Origin of the sequence: Candidatus Pseudomonas phytovorans (genome assembly GCA_029202525.1) — a bacterium.
In the GTDB taxonomy this organism is placed as follows: Bacteria; Pseudomonadota; Gammaproteobacteria; order Pseudomonadales; family Pseudomonadaceae; genus Aquipseudomonas; species Aquipseudomonas phytovorans.
This window is the reverse complement of sequence record CP119325.1, coordinates 3,264,270-3,287,869: the sequence shown is the minus strand read 5'-3', so window position 1 is coordinate 3,287,869 and position 23,600 is coordinate 3,264,270. Positions and strand designations below refer to the sequence as shown.

17 protein-coding genes are annotated in these 23,600 nt (G+C 63.2%); 8 read left to right on the top strand and 9 right to left on the bottom strand.

All coding sequences use genetic code 11. The annotated features are described in order from the left end of the window. Positions 1–124 precede the first annotated feature (124 nt). The gene (locus P0Y58_14695) at positions 125–385 is read left to right on the top strand and encodes a DUF1652 domain-containing protein (protein ID WEK28157.1); all 261 of its coding nucleotides are present in this window, start codon (positions 125–127) and stop codon (positions 383–385) included. On the opposite strand, the gene P0Y58_14690 is transcribed toward P0Y58_14695, so the two are convergent. From P0Y58_14690 to P0Y58_14650, 9 genes are all read right to left on the bottom strand, one after another. After that, complete coding sequence (locus tag P0Y58_14690) at positions 382–2,469, bottom strand: EAL domain-containing protein (protein ID WEK28156.1); 2,088 nt, start codon at positions 2,467–2,469, stop codon at positions 382–384. The two genes, P0Y58_14695 and P0Y58_14690, sit on opposite strands and share 4 nt — an antisense overlap. Before the next feature lie 279 nt (positions 2,470–2,748). Beyond that, positions 2,749–4,239 carry an efflux transporter outer membrane subunit gene (locus P0Y58_14685; GenBank protein WEK28155.1) on the bottom strand — a complete coding sequence of 497 codons (1,491 nt, stop codon included), beginning with the start codon at positions 4,237–4,239 and terminating at the stop codon, positions 2,749–2,751. Further along, positions 4,236–7,343 carry an efflux RND transporter permease subunit gene (locus P0Y58_14680; protein ID WEK28154.1) on the bottom strand — a complete coding sequence of 1,036 codons (3,108 nt, stop codon included), beginning with the start codon at positions 7,341–7,343 and terminating at the stop codon, positions 4,236–4,238. Before P0Y58_14680 ends, P0Y58_14685 begins: the two co-directional genes overlap by 4 nt. Beyond that, a complete protein-coding gene (locus P0Y58_14675; GenBank protein ID WEK28153.1) occupies positions 7,340–10,438 on the bottom strand; it encodes an MdtB/MuxB family multidrug efflux RND transporter permease subunit in 3,099 nt (1,032 codons plus the stop codon). The genes P0Y58_14680 and P0Y58_14675 overlap by 4 nt, the downstream gene beginning before the upstream one ends. Then, positions 10,435–11,742, bottom strand: a complete 1,308-nt coding sequence (locus tag P0Y58_14670; protein WEK28152.1) for an MdtA/MuxA family multidrug efflux RND transporter periplasmic adaptor subunit — start codon at positions 11,740–11,742, stop codon at positions 10,435–10,437. The genes P0Y58_14675 and P0Y58_14670 overlap by 4 nt, the downstream gene beginning before the upstream one ends. A 347-nt stretch (positions 11,743–12,089) precedes the next feature. Then, positions 12,090–12,590, bottom strand: coding sequence for a thiol peroxidase (gene tpx / locus P0Y58_14665; GenBank protein ID WEK28151.1), 501 nt, complete (start codon positions 12,588–12,590; stop codon positions 12,090–12,092). 167 nt (positions 12,591–12,757) lie between these two features. Next, positions 12,758–14,038, bottom strand: a complete 1,281-nt coding sequence (locus tag P0Y58_14660; GenBank protein ID WEK28150.1) for a serine/threonine transporter — start codon at positions 14,036–14,038, stop codon at positions 12,758–12,760. Between the two features lie 210 nt (positions 14,039–14,248). Next, on the bottom strand, positions 14,249–15,445 hold the full coding sequence (locus P0Y58_14655; protein WEK28149.1) for an aspartate/tyrosine/aromatic aminotransferase: 1,197 nt from the start codon (positions 15,443–15,445) through the stop codon (positions 14,249–14,251). 225 nt (positions 15,446–15,670) lie between these two features. After that, positions 15,671–16,696: an Ldh family oxidoreductase gene (locus P0Y58_14650; protein WEK28148.1), complete on the bottom strand. Its 1,026-nt coding sequence runs from the start codon at positions 16,694–16,696 to the stop codon at positions 15,671–15,673. Positions 16,697–16,838: 142 nt separating this feature from the next. Here P0Y58_14650 and P0Y58_14645 point away from each other — a divergent pair, with 142 nt between their 5' ends. The 7 genes from P0Y58_14645 to P0Y58_14615 all read left to right on the top strand — a co-directional run bounded on the left by P0Y58_14645 (position 16,839) and on the right by P0Y58_14615 (position 23,293). Further along, on the top strand, positions 16,839–17,711 hold the full coding sequence (locus tag P0Y58_14645) for a MurR/RpiR family transcriptional regulator (protein ID WEK28147.1): 873 nt from the start codon (positions 16,839–16,841) through the stop codon (positions 17,709–17,711). Positions 17,712–17,733: 22 nt separating this feature from the next. Then, positions 17,734–18,486, top strand: coding sequence for a transporter substrate-binding domain-containing protein (locus P0Y58_14640; protein WEK28146.1), 753 nt, complete (start codon positions 17,734–17,736; stop codon positions 18,484–18,486). A gap of 144 nt (positions 18,487–18,630) precedes the next feature. After that, positions 18,631–19,350 carry an ABC transporter permease subunit gene (locus P0Y58_14635; GenBank protein ID WEK28145.1) on the top strand — a complete coding sequence of 240 codons (720 nt, stop codon included), beginning with the start codon at positions 18,631–18,633 and terminating at the stop codon, positions 19,348–19,350. Then, the gene (locus P0Y58_14630) at positions 19,347–20,057 is read left to right on the top strand and encodes an ABC transporter permease subunit (protein ID WEK28144.1); all 711 of its coding nucleotides are present in this window, start codon (positions 19,347–19,349) and stop codon (positions 20,055–20,057) included. Before P0Y58_14635 ends, P0Y58_14630 begins: the two co-directional genes overlap by 4 nt. A 16-nt stretch (positions 20,058–20,073) precedes the next feature. Next, a complete protein-coding gene (locus P0Y58_14625; protein ID WEK28143.1) occupies positions 20,074–21,318 on the top strand; it encodes an FAD-binding oxidoreductase in 1,245 nt (414 codons plus the stop codon). A 22-nt stretch (positions 21,319–21,340) separates the two neighbouring features. Continuing rightward, the gene (locus P0Y58_14620; GenBank protein WEK28142.1) at positions 21,341–22,123 is read left to right on the top strand and encodes an amino acid ABC transporter ATP-binding protein; all 783 of its coding nucleotides are present in this window, start codon (positions 21,341–21,343) and stop codon (positions 22,121–22,123) included. 360 nt (positions 22,124–22,483) lie between these two features. Further along, positions 22,484–23,293, top strand: a complete 810-nt coding sequence (locus P0Y58_14615; GenBank protein WEK28141.1) for a gamma-glutamyl-gamma-aminobutyrate hydrolase family protein — start codon at positions 22,484–22,486, stop codon at positions 23,291–23,293. Positions 23,294–23,600: the final 307 nt, after the last annotated feature.

Genomic DNA, 23,600 nt, shown 5'->3' with positions numbered 1-23,600 from the left:
ATTGGCACATTTGTCTTGCTTCCAGCCGAGAAACACCAGCGGTAGCTGCTATGTTTACATTCCCGGCAGCCGCAGGTGTGTGGCTGGCTGTTCACCACGTCCAGGCACGGACAAGGAGGCTGGCATGAACAAGATGACGTTCCCCAACGCCTGCCAGGTGATGCGCTGGCACTTCCATCCATTGGGTTTCGAAGCCAACATGGATGCGCCTCGCAGCATGGTCGCGCGGCTGTTCGACCGCGCCACCGGCGAAACCCTGATGGCCATCGCCGGTATCCCGTGTGCAGCAATCATGGCAGCAGCCGATGTGGAGCGCATCATCGAAGCCGTCGAAGCGGAAATGGACGCGTTCATACCCACCTTTTCCCTGCGTAACGCTGTCTAGCTGACGGCGCTCTTCTCCTGGCGCAAGGCCTGCAACTTGTCCATGAACTGTTCGGCCGGTACCGGCTGCCCCAGCAGATAACCTTGCAGCGAATCACAGCCCAGACGGGTCAGGAAGTCCTGCTGCCTGTCGGTCTCCACCCCTTCGGCAACAATACGCAGGCCCAGCGCCTGGCCCAATGCGACGATTGCCGAGACAATCGCGGCATCGTCACTGTCCTGCTCCAGGTCACGCACAAAGCCACGGTCGATCTTCAGTTCGTTGGCAGGCAGGCGCTTGAGGTACATCAGGCTGGAGTAGCCGGTACCGAAGTCATCGATGGACAGGTCCACCCCCATGTCGGACAAGCGCTGCAGCACCATCAGGCTGGCGTCGGCATCATGCATGGCGGTGGTTTCGGTAATTTCCAGGGTCAGGCAGTTGGCCGGCAGCCCGTTCTCCCGCAGGGCCCGGGCCACACTCTCGACCAGCCCTGCATGGCAGAACTGGATGGCCGACAGGTTCACCGCCATGCGCCAGCCTTCGTGCCCCTGATCCAGCCAATGGCGCATTTGCCGGCAGGCTTCGTCCAGCACCCACTCACCGATCGGGATGATCAAGCCGGTTTTTTCCGCCAGGCCGATAAAGCGGTCAGGCAGCAAAAGACCGTGCTGCGGATGCTCCCAACGCAACAAAGCCTCGGCACCAATCGGCAGGCAGGCCTGGGCGTCGAACTTGGGTTGGTAGTGCAAACGGAACTGGCGTTGTTCCAGTGCCTGGCGCAAGTCCTGCAACAGTTGCAGTTGCTGGCGGGCATTGCTGTTCATCGACACATCGAAGAAGCTGTAGCCGTTTTTGCCGGCGCTCTTGGCGTGGTACATGGCGGCATCGGCATTGCGCAGCAGTTCGTGCTGGTCCTGGCCATTGCCCGGGTACAGGACGATACCCAGGCTCGCCGACAGTTGCAGGTCGTGCTCGGCCACCCGGAATGGCCGTGACACCAGATTCACCTGTTTGACCGCCACGTCCATGGCATCCTCCGGTTCCTGCAACTCCACCAGCAGCACAAACTCGTCACCGCCAATACGCGCCAGCGTGTCCTGGCTGTGCAGGTGGCCGCGCAGGCGCCCCGCCACGGCCTTGAGCAGCAGGTCGCCGATGTGGTGACCAAAGGCATCGTTGACCGGTTTGAAACCGTCCAGGTCGATGAACATCAAGGCGAAGCAACCGCCCTGCTCCGCCACCTTGGCGATAGCCTGCTCGATGCGGTCGGCCAACAGGGTGCGGTTGGGCAGATCGGTGAGGGTGTCGTGCAGGGCGAGCTGGGTCAGTTCCTGGTTGGCCAGGGTCAGCGAACGGGCCAGTTCGGCTGTGCGCGCTTCAAGGCGGGCATCCAGCACCGAGGTCAGCAAGGCCACCGCCAATACCGCCAGCGTGGTGATCAATACCAGGTAGACCAGGCCATCGCCCTGCAACCCGCCACCCAGCGCACCGCAGAAGCTGCCTTCGGGGAAGTTCGCTGCGGCCATGCCGGTGTAGTGCATGCCGACGATGGCAAAGCCCATCACCACTGCCGCCAGTCCGCGGATTTGCCGCACGTAGGGGGTGTGCTTGCGCAGGCGGAAGGCGATCCACAACGCCGCCGCCGAGGCGCCCACGGCAATCAGCAGCGAGGCACCGAACAGCGTTGGGTCGTAGTCAATGCCCGGCAGCATGCGCAAAGCAGCCATGCCGGTGTAGTGCATGCAGGCGATGCCGGCACCCATGATCAGCGCGCCGAGCCCCAGCTGCAGCCCCGGCAAACTCGGCTGGCTCACCAGCCACAAGGCAAAACCCGAGGAAAGCACGGCAATCAGCAGCGAGAGCGCGGTAAGGGCCAAGTCATAGCCCAGGTCAATGGGCAAGCTGAAGGCGAGCATGCCGATGAAGTGCATCGACCACACGCCGATACCCATGGCCAGCGCGCCGCCGCCCATCCACAGGTAAGCAGCCCGGCCCTTGGCTGTGGCGATACGGCCAGTAAGATCAAGGGCGGTATAGGACGCCAGGATGGCCACGCAGAGCGAAATCAACACCAGCGAAGAGGAGTAGCTACCGGTCAGCATTGGGAATTCCAGCGACGGGACAGGGGGCCCGGCAAAAGCTGACGATTGTACTCAAGCTTTAGCGAAACGCACGGGGTTTTTGCGAATGGGAATGGATCCAATACGCCGAAATACGCCGCTATGGGAAGAACTGTCTCACTCCAAGTCTGAAAGCTTGCGCGATCACTGTGGGAGCGGGCATGCCCGCGAACACGGGCGAAGCCCGTGCCATCCTCCGCGCAGCCTGCTTAGCGGGCACGCCCGCTCCCACAGAGTTTCGTAGTACGTCGGCAGAATGCGTCATTCCTGCTCGGCAAACGCCTGTTCGGCGTCCCAGCCACCGCCCAGCGCGGCTACCAACTGCACACTGGCCACCAGCCGCCCTTGCAGCAGGTTCAGCACGCTGCGCTCGTTGCTCAGTGCCGTGGTCTGCACGTTGACCACATCCAGGTAGCCGATCAACCCGGCGCGGTACTGGTTCTCGGTCAGGCGCTGCGACTCGCGGGCGGCGTCCAGCGCCTCTTGGCGCACCACTGCTTCATCGCCATACACCTTCAACTGCACCAGCAGGTTTTCCACTTCCTTGAAACCGTCCAGCACTGTCTGGCGGTACTGCGCGACGGTCTGGTCATACACCGCCACCGTGCGGTCCACCTCGGCGCTGCGCTTGCCGGCGTCGAACAGGGTCAGTGCCAGCTGCGGGCCTACCGACCAGTAGCGGTTGGGCAGCTCGATCCAGTTGTTGAACGTGCTGCTGGAGTAACCGCCGCTCATGCTCAGGCTGAGGTCAGGGAAGTACGCGGCCCGGGACACACCAATGTTGGCGTTGGCAGCCATCACGTTGCGCTCGGCTGAGGCAATGTCCGGGCGCCGCTCCAGCAATTGCGACGGCAGCGAAACCGGAATCTGCGGCAGCGCCGGAATGCTCTTGCTGTCGGCCAGGCTGAAGTTGGCCGGGGTCTTGCCCATCAACACGGCAATGGCGTTCTCGAACTGGGCACGCTGCCAGATCAGGTCGATCAGGTCGGCCTGGGTGCTCTTCAGCTGGGTACGCGCCTGGGCAACCGCATCCGGGCCAGCGACACCGGCGCGGTACTGGTTTTCGTTCATCCGCAGTGAGCGCTCATAGGCCGCCACGGTCGCTTCCAGCAAACGTTTCTGCTCGTCGATCACGCGCAATTGCAGGTAGTTTTGCACCAGCTCCGACTGCTGGCTCAAGCGGATCGAAGCGAGGTCGGCGAGGCTCGCTTCGGCGCTGGCCTCGTTGGCATTCATGGTTTCCCGCAGCTTGCCCCACAGGTCGATCTCCCAGCTCACACCCAACTGAGCGTTGTAGGTGTCGCGGATACCGCTGCTGTTGTTGGACAGGCTGGAGCTGGAGCTGCCAGTACCTTGGGCAGAGCGGTTCTTGCCGACCGTCAGGTCCAGGCTTGGGAACAACCCTGCCCGGCTGCTGCGCACCAGTGCCTGGGCCTGGCGATACTGCGCTTCAGACTGGGCGACGGTCTGGTTACTGCGGTTCAGTTCCTCGACCAGTGCATTGAGCCCGGCATCGCCGTAGATTTCCCACCAGGCGCCACGGGCAATGGCGTCGGACGGCGTGGCCTGGGTCCAGCCTTCGGCGTGCTTGAACTGCGCTGCGCTGGTATCGAGTTCGGGGCGATGGTAGTCCGGGCTCAAGGTACAGGCACTGAGCAACGCCACGCACAACCCGGCGCCGAGCAGGCGCGAGCCACGCCCTCGGGTCAACGCTTGCAGCGCACGGTGAAGTGGGGTCTGGGCAAAAGTCATAGCGGGGTTTCCAGGGCGGCGTCGGTGCGCACGCCGCGCCAACGGTTGAAACGGTGGCGCAGGCGGTCCAGATACAAATAGACAACCGGCGTCGTGTAAAGGGTGAGGACCTGGCTGAACACCAGGCCACCGATGATTGTCAGGCCCAGCGGCTGGCGCATTTCCGCGCCTTCGGCGTGGCTCAGCAACAGCGGCAAGGCGCCAAGGATGGCGGCCAGGGTAGTCATCAGGATCGGTCGCAAGCGCAACAGGCAGGCCCGGCGGATCGACTCTTCCGGCGACAGGCCCTGGTGGCGCTCCAGCTGCAAGGCCAGGTCGATCATCAGGATGGCGTTTTTCTTCACCACACCGATCAGCAGGAACAAACCCAGCAGCGAGATCAGGCTGAACTCGCCCCCCGTCACGTACAGGGCCAGCAAGGCACCGACCCCCGCCGAGGGCAGCGTCGAGAGAATGGTCAGCGGGTGAATGTAGCTTTCGTACAGAATGCCCAACACCAGATACACCAGCACCAGCGCGCCGAGGATCATGAACGGCTGGCCTTCCTGGGTTTTGGCAAAGGCATCGGCCGTACCGCCGAGCTTGGCGATCACTTCTTCGGGCAGGCCCAGCTTGGCGACCGCACGCTCCAGCGCCGCCATGGCCTGGTCGGGGCTGTAGCCTTCGGCGACGTCGAAGGCGATGTCTTCCGAGGCGAACTGGCCTTCGTGGCTGACCCGGTCGTTGGCCAGGCTGTTTTCGTAGCGGGCGATGGTCGACAGCGGCACGCGCGCGCCGTCGGCCGTGATCACCTGTACTTGCTCCAGGGTGCTCGGGTCCCAGGCGTATTTCGGGTTGATCTCCAGCACCACCTGGTACTGGTTGAGGCTGTCGTAGATGGTGGAGATCTGCCGCTGGCTGTAGGCGTTGTTCAGCACCGTGGTGACCATGTCCATGTCGATGCCCAGGCGCTTGGCCTGGTCGCGGTCGACCACCAGCGTTACTTGCTGGGTACCCGCACCGTCGTGGGCGTCGATGGCCGTCAGTTCCGGCAGTGCACGCAGCGCCGCAACCACCTTGGGGAACCACTGGCGCAATGCCGCCAGGTCGCCGCTCTGCAGGGTATACAGGTACTGCGACGACGTCTGGTCACGGCCGCCGCCGCCCAGTTGCAGGTCCTGATCGGCCATCAGGAACAGGCGCCCGCCGGGCACCTTGGGCATTTCCTTACGCAGGCGCTCGATCACTTTCTGGGCATCCAGCTTGCGCTCGCTGATCGGTTTCAGGCGCACCAGCACCATGGCATTGTTGGTGCCGCTGTTGCCGCCGATGAAACCGGCAACACTCTGCACCGCCGGGTCAGCCAGCAAGGCGCGGCGGTAGATTTCCATTTTTGGCTGCATCACGGTAAACGACAGGCCGTCGTCGCCCCGGATAAAGCCCATCAACTGGCCGGTGTCCTGCTGCGGCATCAGCGTCTTGGGCACCACCACGTACAACGCGATGTTGATACCAATGGTGGCCAGCAGGCTGAACAGGGTCAGGCGCTTATGGCGCAGGGCCCAGCCCAGGCTGCGGTCATAGCCGCTGACCATGCGCTGGTGCAGGTTGTCGCTCCAGCGCTGCAGGCGGTTCTGCTCGGCCTGGTGTGGTTTCAGCCAACGGGCACACAGCATGGGCGTGAGCGTGAGCGAAACCACCAGCGAGACGATGATCGCCGAAGCCAGGGTGATGGAAAACTCCTGGAACAGGTTGCGCACGATGCCGCCCATGAACAGGATGGAGACGAACACCGCCACCAGCGACACGTTCATCGACAGCAAGGTGAAGCCCACTTCCTTGGCACCGAGGAAGGCGGCCTTCATCGGCGGCTGGCCGTCCTCAATGTGCCGGGAGATGTTCTCCAGTACCACGATCGCATCGTCCACCACCAACCCCGTGGCCAGGATCAACGCCATGAGCGACAGGTTGTTGAGCGAAAAACCACACAGGTACATGACCGCAAAGGTGCCCACCAACGAAACGGGCACCGCCAGGCTTGGAATCAACGAGGCCCGCAGACTGCCCAGGAACAGGTAGACCACCAGGATGACCAGCCCCACGGCGATCAGCAGGGTGTGTTCGGCTTCTTTGAGGCTGGCCTTGATGACCGGCGAGCGATCCATGGCTACGTTCAACTGCACACTTGCCGGCAGGAGCGATTGCAGCGCTGGCAACTGCGCCTTGATCTGGTCGACCGTCTCGATGATGTTGGCGCCGGTCTGGCGGTTGACCACCAGCAACACGGCGCTCTGATCGTTGAAGAAACCACTGTTGTAACGGTTCTCTACGCCATCGGTGATGGTCGCCACGTCGGCCAGCCGCAGGATAGTGCCATTCTGCTGGCGGATCACGATTGGCGCGTAGTCCTTGGCCTTTTCCAGCTGGTCGTTGGCACGCACCTGCCAGTTGCGCTCGGCATCCTCGACGAAGCCCATGGGCCGGCGCTGGTTGGCATTGGACACCGCAGTGCGCACGTCGTCCAGCGACACACCGTACTGGTTGAGCAGTTGTGGCTCGACGGCGATGCGCACTGCCGGCAGTGAACTGCCGCCGATCTGCACCTCGCCTACCCCCGATACCTGGGCCAGGCTTTGCGACAGGATGGTGTCGGCCAGGTCGTACAGCTGGCCTTTCTGCAGCACGTCCGAGGTCAGCGACAGCACCATGATCGGTGCTTGCGACGGGTTGATCTTCTTGTAGGTGGGCATGCTGCGCATGCCGCTGGGCAGCAGGTTGCGGGTGGCGTTGATCGCCGCCTGCACCTCGCGTGCCGCGCCGTCGATGTCACGGCCCATCTCGAAGCCGATCACCACCCGCGTGGAGCCCTGGTTAGAGCTGCTGGTCAGCGTGGTCACACCGGCAATGCTGCCCAGCTTGCGCTCCAGCGGCGTGGCAACCGTGGACGCCATGACCTCGGGGCTGGCGCCGGAGAGGTTGGCCGATACCACGATTACCGGGAAGTCCATCTCAGGCAGCGGTGCCACCGGCAGTAGCCGGAAGCTCACGCCGCCCAGCAGCAAAATGGCCAGGCACAGCAACATCGTCGCCACCGGACGACGGATGAAAGGGCCGGACAGGTTCATGCTTCGGCCTGCTTCACGTCAGTGGCCGGGCGAAAGCGGCGGGCCAACCGGTCGAAATACAGGTAGATGACCGGGGTGGTGAACAGCGTCAGCACCTGGCTGACCAGCAACCCGCCGACCATCACCAGGCCCAGCGGCTGGCGCAGCTCGGCGCCAGAGCCGGTGGCGAGCATCAGCGGCACCGCACCGAACAACGCGGCCAGGGTGGTCATCAGGATCGGCCGGAAGCGCAGTAGCGCCGCCTGGAAGATGGCATCGCGCGGGCTCATGCCCTGATGGCGCTCGGCCTCAAGGGCGAAGTCGATCATCATGATCGCGTTCTTCTTGACGATACCGATCAGCAGAATGATGCCGATGATGGCGATCATGCCCAGGTCATTGCCGCTGATGAGCAGGGCAAGCAACGCACCTACCGCTGCCGACGGCAGGGTCGAGAGGATGGTCACCGGGTGGATGTAGCTTTCGTACAGCACGCCCAGCACGATGTACATGGTCACCACCGCCGCCAGAATCAGCAGCAAGGTGCTCGACAGCGACGCCTGGAAGGCTTCTGCCGCGCCCTGGAAGCGGGTTTGTACGCCCAGCGGCATGCCGATGTCCTTTTGCACCTGCTCGATCACCTGTACCGCTTCGCCCAGCGACGCCCCGTGGCCCAGGTTGAAGGACATGGTCACCGCGGGGAACTGGCCGATGTGGGAAATGGCCAGTTGGGCCTGGCGTTGCTCGATGCGCGCCAGCGCCGAGAGGCGCACTTGTCCCCCATCGGTGGCTTTGACGTGAATCGACTCCAGCGCCTGCGGGCCAATGACTGCCGCGTCCTGCGACTGCAGCACCACCCGGTACTGGCTGGCCTGGGTGTAGATGGTCGAGATCTGCCGCTGGCCGAAGGCGTCGTACAGTGCGTTGGTGATCTGCGACACGGTGATGCCCAGGCGGCTGGCCATGTCACGGTCGATCACCAGGTACACCTGCAGGCCTTTGTCCTGCAGATCACTGGCCACATCAGCCAGTTCCGGGCGTTGATGGAGTGCCTGTACCAGCTTGCCGCTCCACTGCGCCAGCAGGTCGGCGTCCGGCGACGACAGGCTGAACTGGTACTGGGTACGGCTGACCCGGTCTTCGATGCTCAGGTCTTGCACCGGCTGCATGAACAGGCGGATGCCCACCAACCGGTCGACTTGTGGCTGCAGGCGGCTGATCACCTCGCCGGCGGTGACATCACGTTCGCCGTGGGGCTTGAGGTTGATCAGCAGGCGGCCACTGTTGAGCGTGGCGTTGTCGCCGTCGACGCCGATGTAGGACGACAGGCTCTGCACGGCAGGGTCCTGCAGAATCACCTTGCTCAAGGCCTGCTGGCGCTCGCTCATGGCGGCGAACGAGGTGGACTGCGGTGCTTCGGAAATGCCCTGGATCACCCCGGTGTCCTGCACCGGGAAGAAGCCCTTGGGCACCACCATGTACAGGAACACGGTCAGCACCAGGCTGGCCACGGCCACCAACAGGGTCAGCGGCTGGTGTTTGAGTACCCACTGCAGGGCGTTGCCGTAGTGTTTGATCAGCCAGTCGATCCAGGCGCCGCTGGCGCGGTAGAAGCGGCTTTGTTCCTCTTCCTTGGGCTCACGCTTGAGCAGGCGCGCGCACATCATTGGCGTCAGGGTCAGCGACACCACCAGGGAAATCAGGATGGCCACTGCCAGGGTAATGGCGAATTCGCGGAACAGGCGGCCGACCACGTCAGCCATGAACAGCAGCGGGATCAGCACCGCGATCAGCGAGAAGGTCAGCGAAATCAGGGTGAACCCGATCTGGCGGGCGCCCTTGAGCGCCGCCTGCATGGGCGTCTCGCCCTCTTCGATGTGCCGGGAGATGTTTTCCAGCATGACGATGGCATCGTCGACCACAAAGCCGGTGGCAATGGTCAGGGCCATCAGCGTCAGGTTGTTCACCGAAAAACCGGCCAGGTACATCACACCGAAGGTACCGATCAGTGACAGGGGCACAGCAATCGACGGGATGAGGGTGGCGCTGAAACGGCGCAGGAAGACGAAGGTGACCATCACCACCAGCACGATGGCGATCAGCAGTTCATGCTGCACATCCTTGACCGCAGCACGGATGGTCTGAGTGCGGTCGGTCAGCACCGAGACATCGAGGCCGGCCGGCAGGTTGTCGGTGATCGAAGGCAACAGCTCCTTGATGCGGTCGACCACTTCGATGACGTTGGCGCCTGGCTGGCGCTGGATGTTCAGCAGCACCGCCTGGTTCTCGTTGGCCCAGGCAGCCAGGCGCTCGTTTTCTGCGCCATCGACAATTTCGGCCACATCTTTCAGGCGCAGCGGTGCACCGTTGTTGTAGGCCAGGATCAGGTTGGCGTATTCCTCGGGGGAGCGCAGCTGGTCGTTGGCATCGAGCATCGACACCCGGGTCGGGCCGTCGAAGTTGCCTTTCGGCTGGTTGACGTTGGACGCACCGATCAGCGTGCGCACGTCATCCAGGTTCAGGCCGTTGGCAGCCAGGGCATCGACGTTTACCTTGATCCGCACCGCCTGGCGCTGGCCGCCGGCAATGCTGACCATGCCTACACCGCTGATCTGCGCGAGCTTTTGCGCCACGCGGGTGTCGACCAGGTCGTTGAGCTTGGGTAGCGGCATGGTCTTGGACGAAATGGCCAGGGTCAGCACCGGGGTATCCGCCGGGTTGACCTTGTTGTACACCGGCGGTGCCGGCAGGTCGCTGGGCAACAGGTTGCTGGCGGCGTTAATCGCAGCCTGCACCTGTTGCTCGGCAACGTCCATGTTCATGTCGAGGTTGAAGCGCAGGGTCAGCACCGAAGCGCCGCCGGAACTGGTCGAGGCCATTTGCTCCAGGCCAGGCATCTGGCCGAACTGGCGCTCCAGCGGTGCGGTAACCGCACTGGTCATCACCTGCGGGCTGGCGCCGGGGTACAGGGTCATGACCCGAATGGTCGGGTAATCCACCTGCGGCAAAGCCGACACTGGCAGCAGCTTGTAGGCGATCAGGCCGGCCAGGACGATGGCCAGCATGCTCAGCGTGGTGGCGACCGGCCGCAGGATGAACAGACGCGAGAGGTTCATGCGCCCGCCTTGCCTGCTGCTTTGCCAGGCTGTGCTTCACCGGTGTGCGCCGAACCATTGGCGTCCTGGCCTTGCAGGTGCTGCCCAGGGGTGGTCGGCACTTGCGAGCTGTCTTCGACCACTTCCACCTTGGTGCCTTCGCGCAGGCGGTCGGTGCCTTCCAGCACCAGGCGGTCGCCGGCCTTCAGGCCTTCGAGGATGACGCTGTTCTCGCCATCGCTGGCGCCGACCTTGAGCTTGCGCACATTCACGGTGTTCTCGGCGTTGACCACATAGGCAAACGTGCCGTCGTTGCCGAACTGGATAGACGCGGCCGGGGCCATGACCACCTGCTTGAGGGTATCGGCCAGCAGGCGCACGTTGACGAACTGGTTGGGGAACAGGGCCAGGTCCTTGTTCTCGAAGCGGCCCTTGAACTTCAGGGTGCCGGTGGTGGTGTCGATCTGGTTGTCAATGCTGCCCAGCACGCCGCTGGACTGCAACTTGCTGTCACTTCGGTCCCAGGCCTCGACCGGCAGGCTGGCGCCGCTGCGGTAGCGCTCCAGCACGGTGCTCAGCTCGGTCTCCGGCAGGGTGAAAGCGACGCTGATCGGCTCGGTCTGGGTGATCACCACCAGCGCGGTGGTGTCGTTGGCCGCTACCAGGTTGCCCAGGTCGAGCTGGCGCAGGCCCACGCGGCCGTTGATCGGCGCACGAATCTGGGTGAAATCGAGGTTCAGGCGGGCGTCGTTGACCTGCGCCTGGTTGGTCATCACCAGGCCCTGGAATTGCGCCACTTGCGCTTCGGCAGTATCGAGAGTCTGTTTGGCAATGCTGTCTTCGGCATACAAGCCTTTATAGCGTGCCACATCGACCTGGGCGTTTTTCAGCTGCGCCTGGTTTTGCGCCAAGGTGCCTTCGGCCTGCTGAAGGGCAATGCGGTACGAGCGTGGGTCGATTTCAGCGAGCAGGTCGCCGGCCTTGACCTGCTGGCCTTCCTTGAAGTGGATTTTCACCAACTCGCCAGCCACGCGGCTGCGCACATTAACCGTGTTGGTCGCGGTGACTGTGCCCAATGCCTTGTAATACAAGGGGAAGTCGCCTACCCGCACCGGTTCGATGCGTACCGGCACCGCTTCGGTGGAGCCGCCGAAGCCGGGGCGGCCGCCCATCATGCCCTTGCCACCGCGCCCGCCACCGCTGCCGGCTTCTTTATGCGCAGGCGTTGCTGCAGGCCACAGCCACCAGGCCAGTGCAGCCACCAGCAGCAGGATCAGCAGGCCGACGAGCCAGCGACGGGGGGAACGGGGATTGGACGCTTGCATGGGTTGAACGAACCTTGTTCGGAATGGCGGCTTGGGGAGGGTGAACGATAAGCAATGGCATCGTTTTAGCAAAGGGCCTTTACCAGAGGTTTACCTTTGGCTGACGTTGCCAAGAGCCTGAACTTTAAATGAAAACGGCCCGGAAAGCGTTCCGGGCCGTAACAGGGTGTTGCTTGGAGCGTTGGCGGGCTGAAAGGTTTCGGTTGCCTGAGCAGGCCTCTTCGCGGGCACGCCCGCTCCCACAGGGAAATCACAACCTTTGAAAGCTGTGCCGTACCTGTGGGAACGGGCGTGCCCGCGAAGAGGCCGGCACAGGCTACAGGCGCCCGCCCTGCCCCACGCAATCCTTACTTCAGTACAGCCAGTGCCGCCTCGTAGTTCGGCTCGTCAGCGATTTCGCCAACCAGCTCGCTGTGCAGCACCTTGTCGTTCTCGTCCAGCACCACAACAGCACGGGCAGCCAGGCCGGCCAGCGGGCCATCAGCGATGGCTACGCCGTAGTCTTCGAGGAACTCGCGGCCACGCAGGGTCGACAGGTTCTTCACGTTCTCCAGGCCTTCGGCACCGCAGAAACGCGCCTGGGCGAATGGCAGGTCGGCGGAGATGCACAGCACCACGGTGTTGGCGACATCGTTGGCCTGGGCGTTGAACTTGCGCACGGAAGTGGCGCAGGTTGGGGTGTCGACGCTCGGGAAGATGTTCAGCACCTTGCGCTTGCCGGCGTAGTCCTTCAGCGACTTGTCCGCCAGGCCTTCACCGACCAGGGAGAATGCCGGAGCCTGGGCGCCGGTTTTCGGCAGCTCGCCTTTAACCTGAACCGGGCCGCCTTTGAGAGTCACTTGAGCCATGACGAAATCCTTATGCTGGGTTTGAAAAGGACGCTGAGTTAAGCATGAAGGCGGCCGGGTGCCTATGGGGGCAGGTGAAATTGTTCTATTTCCAGACAATTTTTGTGGACAAAAAAATGCCCAGGTTGCTACAAGCGACCCGGGCATTCTCTATTTCAGGCAGCGAATCAGCCCAGCAGGCCGTACACCACCGAAGTCAACGCGACCAGGCCGACCACCACAACGAACACGTTGGAGGCCGCACCGCTGTACTTGCGCATCGACGGTACACGGCGGATGGCGTACATCGGCATCAGGAACAGCAGCACCGCAAGGATCGGGCCGCCGAGCGATTCGATCATGCCGAGGATGCTCGGGTTGAGGGTGGCAACGATCCAGCAAACCACCAGCATCAACGCGGCTACCACGCGGTCCAGTGTCTTGGCGCCCGGGCGTGCGCCGGTCTTGGCGATGATGCCCTTCAGGCCTTCGCTGGCACCGATGTAGTGGCCCAGGAACGACTTGGAAATGGCCACGAAGGCGATCAGGGGCGCAGCAAACGCGATGGTCGGGTTGCTGAAGTGGTTGGCCAGGTACGACAGGATCGAGAGATTCTGTGCCTTGGCTTCGGCCAGTTGGGCGCTGCTCAGGGTGAGCACGCAGCTGAACACGAAGAACAGCACCATCACCACCATCAGCAGGTGGGCGCGGCGCAGGATCTGGCCGCTGCGCTCGTCGGCATGCTCGCCGTAGCGGCGCTTCTGGTCGACGGCGAAGGCCGAAATGATCGGCGAGTGGTTGAACGAGAACACCATCACCGGAATGGCCAGCCACAGGGTATGCAGGAAGGCCGAGGCCGGTGGCACCTGGGTAGCGCTGTCGAGGATGCCACCGGTCCAGTGCGGCACCAGGTACAGACCCAGCAACGCCAGGGCGACGATGAACGGGTACACCAGCAGGCTCATGACCTTGACCGTGGCCTGCTCACCGCAGCGCACGATGGCCAGCAGGCCGAGGATCAGCACGAACGACAGGATGGCCCGCGGCGGCGGCGCCATGTGCAGTTGGTGCTCCATGAAGCTGGACACGGTGTTGGTCAGCGCCACGCTATAGATAAGCAGGATCGGGAAGATCGCGAAGAAGTACAGCACCGTGATCGAGGCACCGGCGTTGCTGCCAAAGTGCTCCTTCACCACTTCGGTGATGTCGCCGCCATTGCGCCCGGAGAGCACGAAGCGGGTCAGCCCGCGGTGGGCGAAATAGGTCATCGGGAAAGCCAGAACGGCGAGGATGATCAGTGGCCAGAAGCCGCCAAGGCCGGCGTTGATCGGCAGGAACAGGGTTCCGGCGCCAATGGCTGTGCCGAACAGGCCCAGCATCCAGGTGGTGTCGTGACGCGCCCAGCTGCCGAGGGTGGCGGGGGTCGATTCTACATAGCGTTGTTCAACGCTCGGGGCCTGCTCATTCATTCCGGGTGAAGCTCCACTCGCAAGACTGCAACAGGCTGAGAATGGCGAAATAGTGCTATCGCCCAACTCAACCGGAAAAGAGGGGCGCGATTGTGCACGGAAAGGTTGCACTTGCGAAGCCCTTTTCCGAGGGGCGGTTGCACTTGTCTTTACAAGCAGGGTGTGCAGGCAACAATGTGGGAACGGGCCGCGAAGCGGCCCGGTACCTTTTTACTTCTGAACAGCAGCGAACGCTTCGGCAACCCGTTGCAGGTTGGCCGGGCGCAGGCCGGACATGCACACGCGGCCGCTGTCGATCAGGTACACGCCAAATTCGTCACGCAGGCGGCGCACTTGCTCGACACTGAAACCGGTGTAGCTGAACATGCCGCGCTGACGCAGGAAGAACTGGAAGTCCTGACCTGGCAGCAGCACGGCCAAGGCATCGACCAATGCCTGGCGCATGTCGAGAATACGCTTGCGCATCACTTCGACTTCCTCGGCCCACTGGGCATTGAGGGCAGCATCGCTCAGCACGCCTGCGACCAGCTGGGCGCCGAAGTTGGGCGGGCTGGAGTAGTTGCGGCGCACGGTAGCCTTGAGCTGGCCAAGCACGCTCTGGGCTGTGGCGTCGTCATCGCAGACCACCGACAGGCCGCCAACCCGCTCGCCGTACAGCGAGAAGATCTTCGAGAACGAGTTGCTGACCAGGCACGGCACGCCGGCGCGGGCCATTTCGCGGATGGCGTAGGCGTCTTCCACCAGTCCTTCGGCGAAGCCTTGGTAGGCAATGTCGAGGAACGGGATCAGCTGGCGTGCCTTGACCACTTCCACCACTTGCTGCCACTGGTTTTGTGTAAGGTCGGCACCGGTGGGGTTGTGGCAGCACGGGTGCAGCAGGACCACGCTGTTGGCCGGCAGGGTCTGCAGGGTGGCCAGCATGCCGTCAACGTCCACACCGCGGGAGGCCTGGTCGAAGTACGGGTAGGTGTTCACCTTGAAACCGGCACCTTCGAAGATGGCGCGATGGTTATCCCAGGTCGGGTTGCTGACCCAGACTTCCGACTGCGGGAAGTAGCGTTTGAGGAAGTCGGCACCGACTTTCAGGGCGCCCGAGCCACCCACGGTCTGCACAGTGGCCACGCGACCGCCGGTCACGGCCGGGTGATCGGCACCGAACAGCAGCGCCTGGATCGCCTGGCGGTAGCTGGCCAGGCCTTCCATTGGCAGGTAGAGGGATGCTTCGTGGTCCTGGCCGGCCATGCGTTTTTCCACCGCATCCACCGCCGCCAGTTGCGGCACCACACCGGCCTCATCGTAATACAGGCCGATGCTCAGGTTGACCTTGTCGGCGCGCGGGTCGGCCTTGAAGGTTTCCATCAACGAGAGGATCGGGTCGCCGGCATAGGCATCGACATGTTTGAACACAGCGTGCAACTCCTTGGATCAGGACAGTTCGAAAAGGCAGACCCGAGCATACCCGTAGTGCGGGCTCAGGAACATCCACGATTGTGCAAGGTTGTCTATGCAACATTGCATGGCTAGAGATCTGTGCAGGATCCTTCGCGGGTGAACCCGCTCCCACAGTGATAACGCTGCCCTTGAAACCTGTGCAGCCCCTGTGGGAGCGGGCGTGCCCGCGAAGAGGCCGGGTCAGCCAAGCAGCTCTTTCAGGCCCTGCAACTCCTGCTCAGTCACCGCAACCCCCTCCTCCTCAGCCACCTCGCGCTCGCGGTAGCGGCGCTCACCCGGCATACGCGTCAGCCCCACTGCCTGCATCTGCTCCACCAGCTCACGGCTGCGCTGGGCAAAGCGCTCGCCCTCGGCTTTGCTCGGGTCGATGACGATGATCAATTGCCCGGTCCATGGCGTCTTCGCCCCAGGGTGCCCCGACCAATCGAACTCCCAGGAGAAATTACCGCCGGTCAGCGCCGCCGCCAGCAGTTCGACCATCATCGACAGCGCCGAGCCTTTGTGCCCGCCAAACGGCAGCAAGGCGCCGCCTTCCAGAATCGCCTTGGGCTCGGTGGTCGGTTCGCCATTGGCATCCACGCCCATGCCTTCCGGCAGTTGCTGACCGGCACGCGCGGCAATCTGGACGTCGCCGTGGGCCATGGCGCTGGTGGCCATGTCGAAGACGATCGGGTCATGTTCGGCACAAGGCGCAGCAAAAGCGATGGGGTTGGTACCGAACAGTGGCTTGCGTGCACCATGCGGCACCACGCAGGTCATGCTGTTGACCACGCTCAGGGCCACCAGGCCCTCTTCGGCGAACGGCTCTACATCAGGCCACAACGCGGCAAAGTGGTGCGAGTTGTGAATCGCCAGCACGGCAATGCCGGCGTTGCGCGCCTTGGCCACCAACAGCTCACGGGCCGCCGCCAGTGCCGGCTGGGCAAAACCGCCCGCAGCATCGACACGCACATAGCCTGCAGCCACGTCGTTGACCTTGGGTGTGGCCTGGCCATCGACCCAGCCACTGGCCAAGGTCGAGACATAGCCAGGTATGCGGAACACCCCGTGGCTGTGGGCACCATCGCGCTGGGCGCTGGCACAGTTGTGAGCCAGCACCCGGGCCACGGCCTCGCTGCACCCATGACGCTGGAAAATGGCCTGCAAAAGGTTCTGGAGCTCGGTAAAAGGCACGCGCACGACGCTGCCGGTGGAAGGTGCGGACATCTGAAGCTCCTTGTTGATTTTGGGATGGCTACAGCGTTGCAACGACAAAAACTTTCCTGCATGTGACAGCATTCTGTCAAACATTGACTTGATGACAGAAAACATTCATTTTCTTTCCACGCCCTACCCCTGGAGCCGCAGCATGAGCCAACCGATCAAGCAACGCCTGGAAAACAGCCTCGAAGGGGCCGCTGCCTCGGGTCGCCAGATCGCCACCTACATGCTTGCCAACCTGCACGAACTGCCGTTCCAGACTTCGGCCAGCATTGCCGCCAAGCTGGGCGTCAGCGAATCCAGCGTCGGGCGCTTCTGCCGCTCACTGGGTTATGCCCATCTCAAGGCGCTCAAGCAAGACCTGCAAAACAATCTGGGCGATGGCCCCTGGCTGGTGGGCGACCGCCTGCAGGATTATCGCCAGAACCAGGACGCCAGTGACAACGCCGGCAGCCTGGAGCTGGAAATCGCCGCCTTGATGCGCGTCCACGAATACCGCCAGAGCCCGACCTGGCACAGCGTAGCGCAACGCCTGGCAAGCAAGCCGCGGGTGTTCATCGCCGGTTTCCAGACCGAGCGTGGCATCGCCATGTGCATGAGCCACCTGCTGCAATACCTGCGCGATGGCGTGCAGCTGGTAGATATCAGCGCCGGGCACTTCGGCGAGGTGTTGCTGGGCCGCGCCGAAGACAGTGCCTTGGTAGTGTTCGAGGCCCGCCGTTATTCCCGTCACGCCCTGCAACTGTGCCAGAAGGCGCGCGAGGCGGGCATTGCGGTCACCCTGGTGACCGACACTTTCTGTGACTGGGCCGATGCCAACGCCGACGAGGTGTTCCGCATCCCCACCGAGTTCAATCTGTTCTGGGAATCCACCTCGACCATGCTGTCGTGGGTGCACCTGATGGTCAACGAGGTCTGCAAGAAACTCGGGCCTGATGTTGAAAAACGCTTGGAAGCGACTGCCGCTCTACATAACGAATTCGTCGGCTACACCTCGTGGCCAACGGGCAAACAACAATAGCAAGAGTGCAATGAGGTGCGAGATGAACAAGACCATGGCCTTGGTGGGTGCGTGTGCCCTGCTGCTGACGGGTGCCGCCAGTGCCGAAACCCTGCGCTTCGCCACCGAGGGCGCGTACCCGCCCTTCAACTATGTAGACGCCGATAACAAGCTGCATGGCTTCGATATCGACATCACCCATGCCCTGTGCGAACAGATGAAAGTCGAGTGCACGCTGGTGGCCCAGGACTGGGAAGGGATTATTCCGGCGCTGATGGCGCGCAAGTATGACGCGGTGGTCGCGTCGATGATCGACACCGCAGAGCGGCGCAAGAAAATCGCCTTCACTGACCACTACTACCGCACTCCGCTGACGGTGGCGGTAGCCAAGGACAGCAAGATCGACAGCGCCCAGACCGACTTCGTCGGCTACACCGTCGGCGCCCAGTCGTCGTCCACCCAGGCGATCTACGCCGAAGACGTGTACGGCAAGGCCGGTGCCGATGTAAAGCTGTACCCGACCATGGACGAAGCCAACGCCGACCTGGCCGCCGGACGCCTGGACGGGGTGATTGCCGACAAATTCCCGCTGCACGAGTGGATGACCAAGAACGGCGGGGACTGCTGCAAGATCCTTGGCGACGTCGCCGAGACCAAGGCCGATGCTGCCATTGCCGTGCGCAAGGACGATGAAGCCCTGCGCCAGCGCCTGAACACCGCGCTGCAACAGATCGTGGCCAACGGCACCTACCAGAAGATCGCCAGCAAGTACTTTGCTTTCGATATCTACAACTGACCTTAGAGCCCGCATCGCCTGACCGGGCCCTATCGCCGGCAAGCCAGCTCCCACAGGACCGCACAAGGCCTGAAGGATGCGCAGTCCCTGTGGGAGCTGGCTTGCCAGCGATAAGGCCGGTGAGGTCAACACAAGGTGTTCGTCATGCTCGATCAATTGTCCTTGCTGTCCTTCGCCAGCGGAGGCTGGGGCCAGGCGCTGCTGGCCGGCGCCCTGGTTACCGTTTCACTGGCCTTGGCCTGCCTGCCCATCGGCCTGCCGCTGGGCCTGGTGGTCGCCTTGGCGGCGCGCTCGCGCAAACGCCTGCCACGCGCCTGGGCCACCACGTTTTCCACCGTGTTCCGCGGCCTGCCCGAGCTGCTGACGCTGCTCATCATCTATTACGGCTGCCAGATCGCCGCACAGAAGATCCTCGCTGCCATGGGCTATGAAGGCGAGTTTCTGATCAATACCTTCCTTGCCGCGATGGTTGCCTTCAGCCTGGTGTTCGCTGCGTTCTCCAGCGAGATCTGGCTGGCGGCCTTCAAGACCTTGCCCAAAGGCCAGCTGGAAGCCTGCTCGGCGCTGGGCCTGAGCAAACGAACCGGCTTCTTCAAGGTGCTGCTGCCACAACTGACCCGTATCGCCCTGCCCGGCCTGTCAAACAACTGGCTGTCGCTGCTGAAAGACACCTCGCTGGTGTCGACCATTTCGCTGGTCGACCTGATGCGCCAGACCAACCTGGCCGTCAGCGTGACCAAGGAACCGATGTTCTTCTATGGCGTTGCCTGCGTGGGCTACTTGCTGTTCGCAGCGCTTTCCGGGCGCGTGTTCGCCTTCATCGAACGGCGCAGTAACCGCCACCTGCAAGGAGCACGGGCATGAGCTTCGAACAACTGCTGGCACTGGTGCTCGACCCCGACCTGCTGGAACGCTACGGCCCACGTTTTCTCGATGGCCTGCTGGTAACCGCCAAACTGGTGGCCATTTCGTTTAGCCTGGGCGCGGTGCTCGGACTGTTGCTGGCCCTGGCGCGCATGTCACGCAGCTTGCTGCTGCAACGCATGGCCGCCGGCTACGTGTACTTCTTCCGCGGCTCGCCGCTGCTGGCCCAGCTGTTTCTGCTGTATTACGGCCTGGGTTCGCTCAAGGGCTTCTGGCAGGACGTCGGCCTGTGGTGGTTTTTCCGCGAGGCGTGGTTCTGCACCTTGCTGGCCTTCACCCTGAACACCGCCGCCTACCAGGCAGAGATCTTCCGCGGCAGCCTGATGGCCGTCGCGCCGGGGCAGCACGAGGCGGCACGGGCGCTGAACCTGAAGCGTTCAACCACCTTTTTCAAGGTAATTCTGCCGCAGTCGTTGCTGGTGGCCATCGGCCCGCTGGGTAACGAACTGATCCTGATGATCAAGGCCAGCGCGATTGCCTCGCTGGTGACCATCTACGACCTGATGGGCGTGACCAAACTGGCCTTCTCGCGCAGTTTCGACTTCCAGATCTACCTCTGGGCCGCCGTGCTCTACCTGGTGATCGTCGAACTGGTGCGGCGCCTGCTGAAACACCTGGAAGGCCGCCTGGGCCGCCACCTGAACTGACCGAAGGATACGTTCCATGCATTGCCAGACCCTTGTCCTCGGCGCCGGTATCGTCGGCGTCTGCACCGCCCTGCACTTGCAGGCCCGCGGGCGCCAGGTCGTCCTGATCGACCGCGACGAACCCGGCAGCGGCACCAGCCATGGCAACGCCGGGCTGATCGAGCGCTCCAGCGTTATCCCCTACGCCTTCCCCCGGCAGTTGGGAGCCTTGGTGCGCTACGGCCTGAACCGCCAGCCCGATGTGCGCTACAGCCTGGCACACCTGCCCAAGGCCGCGCCGTGGCTGTGGCGCTACTGGCGCCAGTCGGCCCCTGGGCGCCTGGCGGGTGCTGCCGCCGACATGCTTCCACTGGTGTCGCGCTGCATCGAAGAACACGACGCGTTGATTGAAGCCGCCGGCCTTGAAGGGCTGGTGCAGGCCAAAGGCTGGATCGAAGTGTTCCGTGACCCTGCACTGTTCGAGCAGGCCAAGACGGACGCCAAAGGCCTGAGCCGCTATGGCCTGCAATTTGAAATCCTCGAATGCGGGCAGTTGCAGGCCCGCGAGCATCAGCTGGACACCACTGTGGTCGGCGGCATCCACTGGCTCGACCCCAAGACCGTGAACAACCCCGGCGCCCTCACCCGCGGTTATGCGGCGCTGTTCTTGCAGCGCGGTGGGCAGTTCCTGCATGGTGATGCCCGAAGCCTGCGCCAGGCCAACGGCCAATGGCGGGTAGAGAGCCGCCGTGGCCCAATTACCGCCGACGAGGTGGTGGCCTGCCTCGGCCCGCAGTCGGCCGACCTGTTCAGCGGCCTGGGCTACCCGATTCCGCTGGCGATCAAGCGGGGCTATCACATGCACTACAGCACCCGTGACGGTGCGACGCTCGAGCATTCAATCTGCGACACCCAAGGCGGCTACGTGCTGGCGCCGATGGCGCGTGGCGTGCGCCTGACCACCGGCATCGAGTTCGACGCCAGCAACGCACCCGGCAACCAGATACAACTGGGCCGCTGCGAGGCCCTGGCACGCAAGCTGTTCCCGGCCCTGGGGGAGCGCCTGGACGACACGCCGTGGCTGGGCCGCCGCCCATGCCTGCCCGACATGCGCCCGGTGATTGGCCCCGCAGCGCGCCACCCGGGGCTGTGGTTCAACTTTGGCCACGCCCACCACGGCCTCACCCTGGGCCCGGTCAGTGGCCGGCTGGTGGCCGAGCTGATCACCGGCGAGCGCCCTTTTACCGACCCCGCGCCCTACAGCGCGACCCGTTTCGACTGAACCCACGCGGGAGAAAAACAACATGACCGCATCATTGAGCCTTGCAAGCCTTGCCCCCGAGCCCGATCCACGCCCGGTGCTGATCCGCATCGAAGGCCTGAACAAGCACTACGGCGCGTTCCAGGTGCTGCACAACATCGACCTGCAGGTGCGCGAAGGCGAACGCATCGTGCTGTGCGGGCCGTCCGGCTCGGGCAAGTCGACCCTGATCCGCTGTATCAACCGCCTGGAAGTGGCCCAGCAGGGCAACATCCAGGTGGACGGCATCGACCTGGCCGCCACCACCCGTGAAGCGGCGCAGGTGCGCAGCGACATCGGCATGGTGTTCCAGCATTTCAACCTGTTCCCGCACATGAGCGTGCTCGACAACTGCCTGCTGGCCCCCACCAGCGTACGCGGGCTGTCGCGCAAGGACGCCGAGGAACGGGCACGCATGTACCTGAGCAAAGTGGGTATCGAAAGCCAGGCGCACAAGTACCCCAGCCAGCTGTCAGGCGGCCAGCAGCAGCGCGTGGCGATTGCCCGGGCACTGTGCATGAAGCCGCGGATCATGCTGTTTGACGAGCCCACCTCTGCACTGGACCCGGAAATGGTTGCCGAGGTGCTGGATGTACTGGTGCAACTGGCCGGCACTGGCATGACCATGCTCTGCGTCACGCATGAAATGGGCTTTGCCCGGCAAGTGGCCGAGCGAGTGCTGTTCCTGGAGGGTGGGCAGATCATTGAAGACAGCCCACCGCAGGTGTTCTTCAGCCAGCCCCGTACCGAGCGGGCCAAAGCGTTCCTGGCGCAGATACTCCACTAAAATCTGAACCGGCCTCTTCGGGGTGGCTCGACGACTCGAAGAGGCCGAGACAGCAGTACTTCATTGCACCGCTGCAAAGACCCAACTGCATCGTTAAATATTATTGACCGTCACCCCTGCCAAACCCACGCCGCCACAGGCGTGCACCGTTTTTAACCCCCAAAAACCGGTGCATTCCCCGCGTTAAAGCGCTCTTCAGTCGTTTGACATATCGAACGGCTCTGGCAAGCTATCTACATGCCCCGACCGGAATCGTCGCCTCTGACGAGCCGGCAGTGCTCGGAGCTACAGGCTGCACCCAGGGCCCCGCGCCGTGCACCTGCACAACAACGACAGGCTGAACCTGTCCCAAGGTGACATATGTCCAACAGCAACATTGGCAACAAGCAACCTTCCCTGCGCAAACCCGTCGTCCTGATGACCATGGGCAGCCAAGAGCGCAAAGGCCATGACTATCAGGTCATGACCCACAAATACATCACCCCGCTGGTCGAGTTCTCTGATTGTGTCCCGGTGCTGGTGCCCACTTGCTGCGGCACTGAAGACCTCGACACCTATCTGGACATGGCCGATGGCGTGTACCTGACCGGCGCCGGCAGCAACATCGACCCGGCCCTGTACGGCCAGGAAAACGAAACCCCAGGCAAGGGCCAGGACCAGAACCGCGACCTGTTCGACATTCCGCTGGTGAAAGCGGCGATCAAGCGTGGCCTGCCCATCTTCGGTATCTGCCGTGGCATGCAGGAAATCAACGTGGCCCTGGGTGGCGACATCTACCAGAAGGTGTACGCCGAGCCTGGCTTCAACGACCACCGGGAAAACCCGGAAGACCCGGTTGAAGTGCAGTACGCCCAGGTACACGGGGTGAAGATCAAGCCGGGCAGCTGGCTGCGTGACACCCTGGGTACCGATGAGATTCGCGTCAACTCGCTGCATGGCCAAGGCCTGCGCACGCTCGGCGCCGGCCTCGAAGCCATCGCCCTCGCCGAAGACGGCCTGGTCGAAGCCATTCACGCCCCGAGCATTTCGCCGTTCCTGTTCGCGGTGCAGTGGCATCCGGAGTGGCAAGCTGCGAAAAACCCTGATTCGATCAAGATGTTCAAGGCCTTCGGCGATGCTTGCCGGGCCCAGGTACGCAAGGCGCAGATCAAGCGCCAGCACGCTGCCTGACCTTCAGTTGCCTCTGCTTTGATCGCGGGGCGGCGCAAGGCCGCCCCCGTTTCCCCGGTCACCCTCTGCTGGTCCCAGAACACTTCCCGTGGATGCGGGCGGCGGGCTTGTGCCTGTCTCCGCGATCGTTTTTTCCCCTCCCCCACCAAGAGATACGATGACTGATTGCCGGAAATCTGCAATCGGCGTCTTTTCCTTCCGTTATGCCTCGCCTGTACCGGCCTCTCCGCGGGCGTGCCCGCGAAGAGGCCGGTACAGGCGACCACACCTCTGTCCCACCCCCTACAAAAAAATCTCAAGCAGGGAC